The sequence below is a fragment of the Microbacterium sp. CGR2 genome (assembly GCF_003626735.1).
Taxonomy (GTDB): Bacteria; Actinomycetota; Actinomycetes; order Actinomycetales; family Microbacteriaceae; genus Microbacterium.
In genome coordinates, this window is sequence record NZ_RBHX01000001.1 from 1,578,011 (window position 1) to 1,590,198 (window position 12,188).

The 12,188-nt window shown below is 67.2% G+C and carries 9 protein-coding genes and 1 tRNA gene; 6 read left to right on the plus strand and 4 right to left on the minus strand.

Translation table 11 applies throughout. From position 1 onward, the window contains the following. The first annotated feature begins 26 nt into the window (after positions 1–26). A tRNA-Ser gene (locus D7252_RS07860) sits at positions 27–111 on the plus strand. A 50-nt stretch (positions 112–161) separates the two neighbouring features. After that, positions 162–1,415, plus strand: coding sequence for an LCP family protein (locus D7252_RS07865; protein WP_120774874.1), 1,254 nt, complete (start codon positions 162–164; stop codon positions 1,413–1,415). Here D7252_RS07865 and D7252_RS07870 read toward each other — a convergent pair. Continuing rightward, a complete protein-coding gene (locus D7252_RS07870; RefSeq protein WP_120774875.1) occupies positions 1,412–2,419 on the minus strand; it encodes a LacI family DNA-binding transcriptional regulator in 1,008 nt (335 codons plus the stop codon). The two genes, D7252_RS07865 and D7252_RS07870, sit on opposite strands and share 4 nt — an antisense overlap. Positions 2,420–2,566: 147 nt before the next feature. On the opposite strand from D7252_RS07870, the gene D7252_RS07875 reads away from it, so the two are divergent. Genes D7252_RS07875 through rhaS form a run of 4 tightly spaced genes read left to right on the plus strand, consistent with a single transcriptional unit; the run spans position 2,567 to position 7,296 of the window. Further along, positions 2,567–4,129 carry a sugar ABC transporter ATP-binding protein gene (locus tag D7252_RS07875; protein WP_120774876.1) on the plus strand — a complete coding sequence of 521 codons (1,563 nt, stop codon included), beginning with the start codon at positions 2,567–2,569 and terminating at the stop codon, positions 4,127–4,129. Continuing rightward, positions 4,126–5,151 carry an ABC transporter permease gene (locus D7252_RS07880; RefSeq protein ID WP_120774877.1) on the plus strand — a complete coding sequence of 342 codons (1,026 nt, stop codon included), beginning with the start codon at positions 4,126–4,128 and terminating at the stop codon, positions 5,149–5,151. Before D7252_RS07875 ends, D7252_RS07880 begins: the two co-directional genes overlap by 4 nt. Further along, complete coding sequence (locus tag D7252_RS07885; protein WP_120774878.1) at positions 5,148–6,191, plus strand: ABC transporter permease; 1,044 nt, start codon at positions 5,148–5,150, stop codon at positions 6,189–6,191. The genes D7252_RS07880 and D7252_RS07885 overlap by 4 nt, the downstream gene beginning before the upstream one ends. A 55-nt stretch (positions 6,192–6,246) precedes the next feature. Then, positions 6,247–7,296 carry a rhamnose ABC transporter substrate-binding protein gene (gene rhaS / locus D7252_RS07890; RefSeq protein ID WP_120774879.1) on the plus strand — a complete coding sequence of 350 codons (1,050 nt, stop codon included), beginning with the start codon at positions 6,247–6,249 and terminating at the stop codon, positions 7,294–7,296. 55 nt (positions 7,297–7,351) lie between these two features. Here rhaS and D7252_RS07895 read toward each other — a convergent pair whose 3' ends face one another. The 3 genes from D7252_RS07895 to D7252_RS07905 are packed head-to-tail and all read right to left on the minus strand — an operon-like array spanning position 7,352 to position 12,151. Beyond that, complete coding sequence (locus D7252_RS07895) at positions 7,352–8,761, minus strand: rhamnulokinase family protein (RefSeq protein WP_120774880.1); 1,410 nt, start codon at positions 8,759–8,761, stop codon at positions 7,352–7,354. Beyond that, complete coding sequence (locus tag D7252_RS07900) at positions 8,758–10,794, minus strand: bifunctional aldolase/short-chain dehydrogenase (protein ID WP_120774881.1); 2,037 nt, start codon at positions 10,792–10,794, stop codon at positions 8,758–8,760. The genes D7252_RS07895 and D7252_RS07900 overlap by 4 nt, the downstream gene beginning before the upstream one ends. Before the next feature lie 46 nt (positions 10,795–10,840). After that, on the minus strand, positions 10,841–12,151 hold the full coding sequence (locus D7252_RS07905) for an MFS transporter (RefSeq protein ID WP_215110919.1): 1,311 nt from the start codon (positions 12,149–12,151) through the stop codon (positions 10,841–10,843). Positions 12,152–12,188 lie beyond the last annotated feature (37 nt).

Below are 12,188 nucleotides of genomic sequence, written 5' to 3' on the forward strand. Positions count from 1 at the left end.
CGCGTTGTCGGCAGATGCTTCTGTCGGGAGGGTTGTCCGAGCGGCCGATGGAGCTGGTCTTGAAAACCAGTGGGCAGAGATGTCTCGTGGGTTCGAATCCCACACCCTCCGCATACTGAGCACGGTGACCCCGCACCGTCGCCCGATCCGAAAGGCCCCGAGTGAGCGAGCACACCCGACGCCGTCGCACTATCGCGAGGCACGGTCAGCTCCCCACCCCGGGTCCGGTCAGCCAACTGCTGAAGTTCATCGCCATCGGTCTCGCCGTGGCTCTCGTCAGCGGCATCGGCATCGCCGCCTACATCTTCTACGACCTCTCGAGCACAGTGTCGGCCAATGCCGTCGAACTCGACGGTCAGGAGAGCGTGCCGCCGGACATCGGCGAGTATGAGGGTGGGTTCAACCTCGTCCTCACCGGCGTCGACACCTGCGAAGACGACTACAAGCAGTACTTCGGCGACCGTTGCAGCGGCGGAGACGCCGAGGGAACCTTGAACGACGTGAACCTGTTGGTGCACGTCTCGGAGGAGCCCCGCCGGATCACGGTCGTCAGCTTCCCGCGCGACCTGATGATCCCCATTCCCGAGTGCACCGACGAGGAGGGCACCGTCCAGCCGGCGATGAACAAGCAGCCCTTGAACGTGGCGTACACCGACGGCGGGCTGAACTGCGTCGCGAAGACGATCTCGGAGCTCACCGGCCAGGACGTCCAGTTCGCGGCATCCGTCACCTTCGGCGGCGTCATCGAGATCACGAATGCGATCGGCGGCGTCGACGTGTGCCTCGCGAACCCGATCAAGGACTACCACACCGGCCTCGACATGACGGCCGGGACGCACACGGTGCAGGGCCTGGAAGCGCTCCAGTTCCTCCGTACACGTCACGGTGTCGGCGACGGCAGCGACCTGGGGCGCATCGGCAATCAGCAGCAGTACATGTCGAGCCTCGTGCGCAAGATGATCAGCGGTGAGGTTCTCGGAAACGTGCCCGTCATGCTGAAGCTCGCGAACACGGGCCTCAACAACCTCGAAGCCAGCACGTCTCTCGCCGACCCGATGAAGATCGTCCAGATCGCCCTCGCGGTGAAGTCGGTGCCGTTCGAGGACATCGTCTTCGTGCAATACCCGACCGTCGAGGATTACGACGACGCGAACAAGGTCGTACCGGACGACGAGGCCGCCACCGCCCTCTGGGACGCGATCGAGGCGAACTCGCAACTGCAGATCACCCACGAGAACACCAGCAATGACGGCGTCGTCGTGCAGGAGCCCGAGGCTCCGGCTGGCGAGGCAGACCCCGCGACCCCGACGACTCCGGCACCCACAGCGACACCCGACGACGTCGTGGCACTGCCCGACTCGATCAAGGGCAACTCCGCCGCACAGCAGACCTGCTCCAACGGCAACGTCCGCTAGCCCGTCGTCGATCTCCGCACGATCAACTCGGGCGGGAACACCGTCTGACGCGGGATGCTGTCGGGGTCGGATGCTTCCTCGAGCACGATACGCAGCGCAGTACGGCCGATCATCCTGCTGGGTTGCCGGATCGACGAGAGGGGTACGGCGGCCGCAGCGGCGAACGAGATGTCGTCGAAGCCGATCAGGGCGATCTCGTCGGGCACGAGTACGCGTCCGCCTGCGACGAGTGACTGCAGCAGGCCGAGCGCGAGCAGATCGTTGGCGGCGAAGAGGGCGTCGGGCCATTCGCGTCGAGGGCGGGTGAGGAGCCGTGCGCCCGCCGCCGCTCCTTCCTCGACCGTCATCGCCGAGGTCGGCACGACCTCGAGGGCGACATGAACCGAGGCGTTCTCGGCGGCCGCGCGGGCGCCGGCCAGGCGGTCGGTGACCTGCCGCATCTCGAAGGGCCCGCCGACGAACGCGATGCGCCGACGTCCCCTCTCGATGAGGTGCTCCACCGCGAGCCGCCCACCGGCGACGCTGTCGACGGAGACGGACGAGAACCCGCTGTCGGCGCTGAAGCGGTCGACGAGCACGGTGGCGATGCCGCTCTCGCGGAATCGCCGCAGCTGGGTCATCACGTCGCCGTAGGGGGCGATGAGAAGGCCGCGCACCTGCTGCTCGCGGAAGAGGTCGAGATAGACCTTCTCGCGGGAGGGGTCGTCATCCGTGTTGCCGTACAGGATGGCGATGCCGTGGCTGGAGGCCTCATCCTCCGCACCGCGCACGACGTCGTTGTAGAAGGGGTTCTGCCCGTCGAGGACGACGAAACCCACGGTGCTGCTGATCCCGGCCCGGAGTTTACGGGCGGCATCGTTGCGCACATAGCCGAGCTCTTCGATCGCCTGGCTCACGCGGGCGACCGACTCGCGGGACACCTCTTCCGGACGATTCAGCACATTCGACACGGTGCCGACGGATACGCCCGCACGAACGGCGACATCGCGGATGCTGACCGGCACGGTTGTCCTCTCGTCGTCGGGCGGATCACGTTCGGGCATCGGGGGTTGACCTGAGCCCGGCGTCACATACACTAGCCTGAAACGCGGATGAATCGATTCAGATTGATTCATTCCGCACATCATCCCCCTCAACGGAGAGGAAAGCCAGTGGTCGACGAAGCATCCGCCCGCAGCGCTCCCCCCACGGCTCTGGAGCTTCGCCGAGTTGTGAAGTCCTTCGGCCCGGTCGTCGCGCTCCGCTCCGGCAGCCTCGCGCTCCGGTCCGGCTCGATCCACGCACTCATCGGAGAGAACGGCGCGGGCAAATCGACTCTGGTGAAGATCATGGCCGGGCTCTACCGCCGCGATTCGGGCGACTTCCAGCTGCACGGCGAGGATGTCGACTTCACCAGCACGGCTCAGTCGAAGGCCGCAGGCATCGCGGTGATCTACCAGGAGCCGACGCTCTTCCCCGACCTCTCCGTCACCGAGAACATCTTCATGGGTCGGCAGCCGACCGGCGCGTTCGGCCGGATCGATCGCAAGGCGATGCGCGCGGAGGTCGATCAGATCTTCCGTCGCCTGGGCGTCACTCTCGATCCCGATCGGATCACCGAGGGCCTGTCGATCGCGGACCAGCAGATCATCGAGATCGCGAAGGCGATCTCGCTCGACGCGAGCGTGCTGATCATGGACGAGCCGACGGCCGCGCTCAGCGGCGTCGAGGTCGAGCGACTGTTCGCCGTGGCACGGAGCCTCCGCGACGAGGGTCGTGCGATCCTCTTCATCTCGCACCGCTTCGACGAGGTGTTCGCGTTGTGCGACACCGTCACCGTGATGCGCGACGGGACCTATATCGCGACCACGCCGGTCGCTGAGACCACCGTCGACGACCTCGTCCGCCAGATGGTCGGTCGCGACGTCACAGAGCTGTTCCCGAAGCAGGAGGCGGAAGTCGGCGGGGCACTGCTCGAGGTTCAGGGGCTCACCACTCCGGGTGTGTTCCACGACATCTCGTTCACGGTCCGGGCGGGCGAGATCGTGGCGCTCGCCGGCCTGGTGGGGGCAGGCCGCAGCGAGGTCGCGCGCGCCGTCTTCGGCGTCGACGACTATCGGGAGGGTGAAGTGCGGATGCTCGGTGCAGGCGTTCCGCGCCGCAACCCCACCGCCGCCATGCGGAGCGGCCTCGCACTGGTGCCGGAAGACCGTCGCAAGCAGGGACTCGTCATCGACGCCGCCGTCGGCGGCAACATCACTCTGGCGATCCGTCGAAACCTGGCGAAGTGGGGCCTGATCACGCAGGGGATGGAGAATCGTGCGGCCAAGGAATGGGCCTCCCGACTGGAAGTGAAGACCCACGCACTCGACACCGTGGCGTCCACCCTGTCCGGAGGCAACCAGCAGAAGGTGGTGCTGGCAAAATGGCTGGCCACTGCACCGCGCGTGCTGATCATCGACGAGCCGACTCGAGGGATCGACGTGGGCACGAAATCCGAGGTGCACCGTCTGCTCTCGCAACTGGCGGGGGAGGGGCTCGGCATCCTGATGATCTCATCCGAGCTGCCCGAGGTCCTCGGCATGGCCGATCGTGTGCTCGTCATGCGCGAAGGCCGGATCACCGCCGAGATCGCACGTGAGCAGGCGACCAGCGAAAACGTGATGTACGCCGCCACCCATGCGTCAGAGTCCCACCCGGACGACGTTCTCAGCGACCAGAGGGACTCCCAGTGACCATCGCACCTGTCGTGATCGCTCCGGCGATCGCCAAGAAGCCGGGCGGGATCGGCCGAGCACGTGAACTGGGCATCTTCGCCGCGCTCCTGCTCGTCGTCATCGCTGCCACGGTGAAGAACCCGAACTTCCTGTTCAGCCCCGACGGCTGGCGTGACCTGCTGCTGACACCGTCGATCCTGGTGCTCGTCGCCGTCGGTCAGGCCATCGTCATCATCACGCGCAACGTCGACCTCTCGGTCGGCTCCATCATGGGGCTCACTGCATTCCTCACCGGACGACTGTTCATCGACATCCCCGGCATCCCGATCTGGATCGTGGTGATCGCGTCCGTCGTCTTCGGCGCTCTGCTGGGCCTGATCAACGGCGCTCTGGTGGCGTTCGCCAAGGTGCCCGCGATGGTCATCACGCTGGGCACCCTGTACGCCTATCGAGGTATCAACGTGCTCTGGACGGGCAGCGATCAGATCCATCCGTCAGATCTGCCCAAGGAGTTCCTGGGGTTGGGAACGCAGCAGATCCTGACCATCCCGGTGCTCTCGATCGTCGCGCTCATCGTGCTCGCGCTCGCCGCCTGGTACATGCGCAACACACGCGGTGGTCGCGAGTACTACGCGATCGGCTCCGACCCGGCCGCAGCCGAGCTCTACGGGCTCCAGGTCACACGGCGCGTCCTCAGTGCGTTCGTCCTCTCCGGAGCTCTCGCGGGTCTGGCCGGGGTCTTCTACGTGACGAGGTACGGATCGGTGAGCTCTCAGGTGGGTTCCGGCTGGGAGCTGGATGCCGTCGGCGCCGCAGTCATCGGCGGTATCGCGATCACCGGTGGGGTGGGCTCGGTATGGGGCGCGGCGATCGGCGCGATGCTGCTGATGACCATCAACAGGGCGCTGCCGATCCTCGGCATCCCGGACTTCTGGCAGCGCGCCGTGGTGGGGGTGCTCATCATCGGGGCCATCGTGCTCGACCGGGTTCTCGCAGTGAGACAGAAACGGCAGCTGATCGAGGCGAGGGACGAATCATGACCACGACAGCATCGACGCGGGTGATCCGCGACTACGACCGCTCGCTATGGCGTCGGATCATCGTCAACCGCGAGTTCGCGATCATCGCGCTGCTCGTGCTGGTGGTGATCGTGGCCACCGTGTCGATCCGCGGCTTCGCGCAGCCCATCACGGTCAACTACCTGCTGCTGGACGTCGCGCCGATCCTGCTGATCGCTCTGCCGATGACGCTCGTCATGATCACCGGGGAGATCGATCTGTCGGTCGGATCGATGGTGGGTCTCGCCAGCGTCGTCACCGGTGTCCTCACAGAAGCCGGCGCGCCCTTCGAAGTCGCCGCGCTCGCCGCGCTCACCGTGGGCGTCGTCGGCGGGGCCTTCAACGGCTTCCTCGTGACGGTCGTCGGACTCCCCTCGCTCGCCGTGACCATCGGAACCCTGGCGCTGTTCCGCGGGCTGGCCGTGGGCCTTCTCGGCACGACCGCCGTGACGGACTTCCCCGAGACGTGGACGGCGCTGGCGAAGGCGAAGATCGCCGGGACGACGATTCCCTATATCGTGATCCCGTTCCTGATCCTGCTCGCTGTCTTCGCCGTGGTGCTGCACTTCACCCCGTTCGGGCGGGGGATCTACGCGATCGGCCTCTCGAAGGATGCCGCGCGCTTCTCCGGAGTCGATGTCGAGCGGACGAAGTTCATCCTGTTCGTGCTTTCCGGCGTCGTCGCCGCGTTCGCCGGCATCTTCTACACGCTCCGCTTCGGGAGCGCCCGCGGTGACAACGCGACAGGGCTCGAGCTGCAGGTCATCGCGGCGGTCGTGCTCGGCGGGGTCTCCGTGTTCGGCGGTCGCGGACACCTCCACGGCGTCGTCGCGGCCGTCCTTCTGATCGGCGTGCTCGGAAGCGGGCTGCGTCTGGCCGGAGTGACGTCCGACGTCATCAACATCATCACCGGTGGCCTGCTGATCTTCTCGGTCGTCGCAGCCAGCGTCCTCGCGTGGGCGCAGCGTCTGCGCTCCAAAGCCGGGCCACCGTTCCGCGTCGCAGCCTCTCCCGCACCATGAGGCAGCCTCTCGCCGTCGGCGTCCGCCTGCGGTGATCACCACGAAAGGAAGAACAATGACGTTTGCACGAAAGAGAGTGGCGGGGTTCGCCGCCGTGGCGGTCGCCGCAGCGCTCGTGCTGACCGGCTGCGCCGACACCGGCAGCGGATCAGGCGACGCGGGCTCCGGCTCGGGGGACGGCGGCGGGTCGGACAACCTGTCGATCACGTTCCTGCCCAAGAACCTGGGCAACCCGTACTTCGACACCTCGAGCGAGGGCGGCAAGACCGCCGTTGACGAGTTCGGCGGCACGTTCGCCGAAGTCGGTCCCGCGGAGGCCACACCCGACGCGCAGGTGAGCTACATCAACACCGCCACACAGCAGGCCGTCGGAGCACTCGTGGTCTCGGCCAACGACCCGAAGGCCATCTGTGACGCGCTCAATGAAGCACGGGACGCCGGAGTGAAGGTCGTCACCTTCGATTCCGACACCAACCCCGAGTGCCGCGACGTGTTCATCAACCAGGCGGACTCCGAAGGCATCGCGAAGGTGCAGGTCGACCAGGTCGCCGAACAGATCGGCGGGGCGGGCGAGATCGCGGTCCTCTCCGCGTCGGCGAACGCCACGAACCAGAACGCGTGGATCGAGCTGATGAAGGAGTACGTCGCGAGCGAGTACCCCGACATCACGATCGTCGAGACGGTCTACGGTGACGACGACGACCAGACCTCGTTCGACAAGACCGCGGCCCTGCTGCAGAGCCACCCGGAGTTGAAGGGCATCATCTCGCCCACCACCGTCGGAATCGCCGCGGCAGCGCGCTACCTGTCGACGTCGGATTACAAGGGTCAGGTCGCACTGACCGGGCTCGGTACACCGAACCAGATGCGCGAGTACGTGGAGGACGGCACCGTCACCTCGTTCGCACTGTGGAACCCGGCCGACCTCGGTTACCTCAGCGCCTTCGCGGCGAAGGCGCTCGTCGAGGGCGAGATCACCGGTGAGGAGGGCGACACGTTCGAAGCCGGTGAGCTCGGTGAGTACACCGTCGGTGCTGATGGGGTCGTCCTGCTCGGTGACCCGTTCGTGTTCGACGCGGACAACATCGGCGAATTCGACTTCTGAGTCGCCGCATCACCCTGAGTGCCCCCGCCGCTGTCAGCGGCGGGGGCTCTCGACGTCAGCCGTGCGGGTCGTACCGCTCCGGCTCATGGGTCGCGGCGACAAGATCCCGCAGACCCTCGAGCCTGCCCGGCGCAGCATCCCGGGCGCGGGCTTGCACGAGGACGTTCCCCAGGGCTGTGGCCTCCACCGGGCCGGCCAGCACCGGGAGCCCGGTGCGGTCGGCCGTGGCCTGACAGAGCAGACGGTTGAGGGAACCGCCGCCGACGAGATGGATCACGTCGAGTTCGCGGCCCGAGAGAGTGGATGCCGTGTCGATCGCCTCTGCGAAGGCGGCGGCGATGCTCTCCACGATCGTGCGGGTGAACGCGGCGCGGGTGGTCGGCACCGGTGCCCCCTGCGCGGCGAGAAGTCCCGCGATGCGAGAGGGCATGTCGCCGGGCGCGCTCAGCGACGGATCGTTCGCGTCGAACAGCGGGACCTCATCGGCGACCGCGGTTGCCGCAGCCAGCAGCTGGGGAAGATCGACGCTCGCTTCGTCCTCCGCCTCCCACGCGCGCACGGATTCGCTCAGCAGCCAGAGCCCGGTGACGTTGTGCAGGAACCGGTAGCGACCGTCGACGCCGAGCTCGTGAGTGAAGTTGGCGTCGCGCGCGGCATCCGTCAGCACCGGCTCCGTCAGTTCCACCCCCACGAGGCCCCAGGTGCCGCAGGAGATGTACGCGGCCGACGGGGAGGTCATCGGCACCGCGACGATCGCCGACGCGGTGTCGTGCGAGCCGACCGCGATCACCGGCAACGTCTTGCCGAGGGTCGCGGCGTGCTCGGGCCGCAGGTCGCCGATGATCGTCCCCGGGTCCACCAGGCGCGGGAGGAGCGAGACCGGGATCCCGAGGCGCTCGGCGAGGGCGACATCCCACTCGCCGGATTCGACGCCGAGCAGCCCGGTGGTCGACGCGTTCGTGCGCTCGGCGACACGTTCCCCGGTGAGCAGGAACGCCAGCAGGTCCGGGATGAGGAAGGCCGTGTCGGCCTCGTCGAGCCGGCTATCGGCACGGAACTGATACAGCGTGTTGAACGGCAGGAACTGCAGACCGTTGCGCCCGTAGAGCTCGGCGAACGGCACGATCTCGTGCACCTCCGCGACGCCCTGAGTGGTGCGCTCGTCGCGATAGTGGAACGGCTCCGCGAGCAGCTCCTCCCCGCGGAGCAGACCATAGTCGACCGCCCAGGAGTCGATGCCGATGCTCTCGATCGAGGGCTCGCGCCTCAGTGCTTCGGCGAGGCCGTCGACGACGTGACGGTACAGCGCCGCGAAGTCCCAGTGCAACCCGTCCGCACGCTGCACGGGACCGTTGGGGAACCGCGAGACGAGCTCGAGTTCGAGCGTGCCGTCACCGACGCGACCGATCATCACCCGCCCGCTGGTGGCACCCAGGTCGACGGCGGCGACCGCGGTCGCACTCATCGCAGGAAGGCGGCGGCCACGCCCGAGTCGACCGGGATGTGCAGACCGGTCGTGCGGCTGAGCTCGGGTCCGGTGAGGACGTAGACGGCATCCGCCACGTTCTCCGGGACGACCTCGCGCTTGAGGATCGTGCGGTTCGCGTAGAACTGGCCGAGATCCTCTTCTGCGACGCCGTACGTCGCCGCCCGGTTGGCGCCCCACCCCGAGGCGAAGATGCCGGAACCGCGCACGACGCCGTCGGGGTTGATGCCGTTCACGCGAATGCCGTGCTCGCCGAGCTCGACAGCCAGCAGGCGCACCTGGTGGGCCTGGTCGGCCTTCGTCGCCGAGTAGGCGATGTTGTTCGGCCCGGCGAAGACGGAGTTCTTCGACGAGATGTAGATGATGTCGCCGCCCAGCTTCTGGTCGATCAACGCACGGGCTGCGGCCTTCGAGACGAGGAACGAGCCCTTCGCCATCACATCGTGCTGGAGGTCCCAGTCCTTCTCGGTCGTCTCCAGAAGGGACTTCGACAGCGACAGACCGGCGTTGTTGACGACGAGGTCGACGCCGCCGAACGCGAGCACGGCTTCGTCGAGCGCTGCCTGGACCGCGTCAGCGTCCGCCACGTTCGCAGCCACACCGATCGCGATGTCGGAGTTCCCGAGTTCTGCCGCTGCGGCCTGTGCCTTTTCGAGGTCGAGGTCGGCGATCACGACGCACGCGCCTTCGGCGGCCAGGCGGGTGGCGATGGCCTTGCCGATGCCGGAGGCGGCGCCGGTGACGAACGCGATGCGCCCCTGGTGAGACTTCGGCTTCGGCATCCGCTGAAGTTTCGCCTCCTCCAGTGCCCAGTACTCGATGCGGAACTTCTCCGCGTCGGAGATCGGGGAGTAGGTCGACAGCGCCTCGGCCCCACGCATCACGTTGATGGCGTTGACGTAGAACTCGCCGGCGACGCGAGCGGTCTGCTTGTTCGCGCCGTAGGAGAACATGCCCACGCCGGGGATCAGGACGATCAGCGGGTCTGCACCCCGGATGGCCGGCGACTCGGCGGTCGCGTGTGCGTCGTAGTACGCCTGGTAGTCGGCTCGGTAGGCGTCGTGCAGCTCGTGCAGCCGGGCGATCTGCTCCTCCACCGACGCGGTCGCCGGCAGATCGAGGATCAGCGGCTTGACCTTGGTGCGGAGGAAGTGGTCGGGGCAGCTCGTGCCCAACTCGGCGAGATCCGGAGCCTTCTCGGACGCCAGGAAGTCCAGCACCTCGACGGCGTCGGTGAAGTGCCCCACCATCGGCTTGTCGGTCGAAGCGATGCCGCGGATGGTCGGGGCCAGCGCCGCGGCGCGCGTACGGCGCTCAGCGTCAGGAAGCGCCTCGAAGCCCGCGCGGACACCGCCGAACGGCTCGGCCTTGCCGTGCTCGGCGATGTAGGCCGCGGCGGTGTCGATGATCCAGAGCGAATTGCTCTCGGCTTCCTCGGACGTGTCGCCCCAGGCAGTGATCCCATGGCCGCCCAGGATGCAGCCGATCGCAGCCGGATGCGCCTCTTTGATCGCCGCGATGTCGAGACCGAGCTGGAAACCGGGACGCCGCCACGGAACCCACACGACCTTGTCTGCGAAGATCGTCGACGTCAGAGCCTCGCCGTCGGCCGACGTCGCGATGGCGATGCCCGAGTCCGGGTGCAGGTGATCCACGTGTGCGGCATCGACGAGCCCGTGCATCGCGGTGTCGATCGACGGAGCCGCACCGCCCTTGCCGTGCAGGCAGTAGTCGAACGCGGCGACCATCTCGTCTTCGCGTTCGATGCCGGGGTAGACGTCGACGAGGGCGCGCATGCGGTCGAGGCGCAGCACCGCGAGGCCAGACTCCTTCAGCGTGCCCAGATCTCCGCCGGAGCCCTTGACCCAGAGCAGCTCGACCGGCTGACCCGTCACCGGGTCGGTCTCGGTGCCCTTGGCAGACGTGTTGCCGCCGGCGTAGTTGGTGTTCTTCGGGTCGGCGCCCAATCGATTGGATCGGGCGATGAGGGCGGCGGGGGTTGAGCTGGTCATGAGGTGTCCTTCGTGCGAGGCGGCAATGAGGGAGGCGGTGGGAGCGTCAGACGCGGGCGTCTTCGGCGGGGATCGGGGAACCGTAACGCTCGTGCTCGATCTCGTCGAGTGTCTTGCCTTCGGTGTTCGGCGCCCAGATGGTGCCGATCAGAAGTGCAGCGACGAGCAGCCCGATGATGAGGAGCCCGAGCTGGCCGAGTCCGATCGACTCGAGCAGGATCGGGAAGACGAGACTCAGCAGGCCGACCATGACCCGCGCGAGCATGAACAGCATGCCCTGGGCGCTGGCGCGGTACTTCGTCGCGAACAGCTCCGCCGTCCACAGCCCGTAGAACGCCTGCGCTCCGACGCCGGCCGAGAGGCCCCACGCGACGGCGAAGAACAGCAGTGAGAAGAGTCCGGGAGGGGCGAAGATGAGGACGACCCAGGCGATGACACCGAGCAGCGCGCCGCCGAAGTACAGCCAGCGCCGGCTCACGCGGTCGCCGTAGCGCATGAATCCGAAGTAGGTCGCTGCGGCCGTGAGGGTCCAGACGAGAACCTGCAGCAGGTTCTGCTGCGTCGGGTCCTCCAGGCCGGCTGCTTCGTACACGCGCGGCTGGAAGATGCCCGCCTGGCCGGCGACCGTGTTCCAGAGGCCGTATACGCCCAGGAGGAACAGCAGAGCGCCGAGGTTTCGACGATCGGACAGCAGACCGCGCATGCCGGAGAACAGTGAGACCTTGTCGCCGTTCGCCACCTCGGAGGCCCGCTGGTCCTTCCAGCGCTTCGATTCCGGAAGGCCGCGTCGCACCCACCAGGTGACCGCGGCGATGACGAAGAGGTGGAAGAAGATGATGCGGGCGCCGACGATGCCGAGCGGGCCGAGCACGACGGCGAGGAGGAAGCCGATCGCAGGGCCGATCGACCACGCCAGCTGGGCGGTTCCGACGTGAGCGGCACGGTGCTCGCTGGGTGCCTCTTCGGCGATGTAGGTCCAGGATGCCGGAACGCCGGCGCCGACCGCGATGCCCATGAGGACGACACCGATCAGCAGCACCGCGAAGTTCGGCGCGAACGTCACCGCCAGAGCGCCGACCATGAACACGATCAGGTCGTAGGTGTAGATGAACTTGCGTCCCAGCCGGTCACAGAGCGGACCGCCGATCGCTGCACCGATCGCCGCACCGAAGGCGTTGGCGCTCAATGCCGCGACGAGGCCGACGGCGGCGTTGTCGAACCCGAACTCGTTCTGCCACAGCGTCAGGCTGGTGGCGAGCGCGATGATCGCTCCCGCTTCGATGTAGTTCGACATGGCCACGGCGATGGTGGCCTTCCATGCCGTCAGAGGACGACGGGTCTTGGTGTTGCTGCTCATGGTTCTCCGTGAATGTGTGTTCTGTCGAGTGCAGGTG

What these genes read in the sequence shown, in the direction of transcription:
- D7252_RS07885 (WP_120774878.1), top strand. Translation starts at nt 5,148, where the DNA reads ATGACCACGACAGCATCGACGCGGGTGATCCGCGACTACGACCGCTCG.
- rhaS (WP_120774879.1), top strand. Translation starts at nt 6,247, where the DNA reads ATGACGTTTGCACGAAAGAGAGTGGCGGGGTTCGCCGCCGTGGCGGTC.
- D7252_RS07895 (WP_120774880.1), bottom strand. Translation starts at nt 8,761, where the DNA reads ATGAGTGCGACCGCGGTCGCCGCCGTCGACCTGGGTGCCACCAGCGGG.
- D7252_RS07900 (WP_120774881.1), bottom strand. Translation starts at nt 10,794, where the DNA reads ATGACCAGCTCAACCCCCGCCGCCCTCATCGCCCGATCCAATCGATTG.
- D7252_RS07905 (WP_215110919.1), bottom strand. Translation starts at nt 12,151, where the DNA reads ATGAGCAGCAACACCAAGACCCGTCGTCCTCTGACGGCATGGAAGGCC.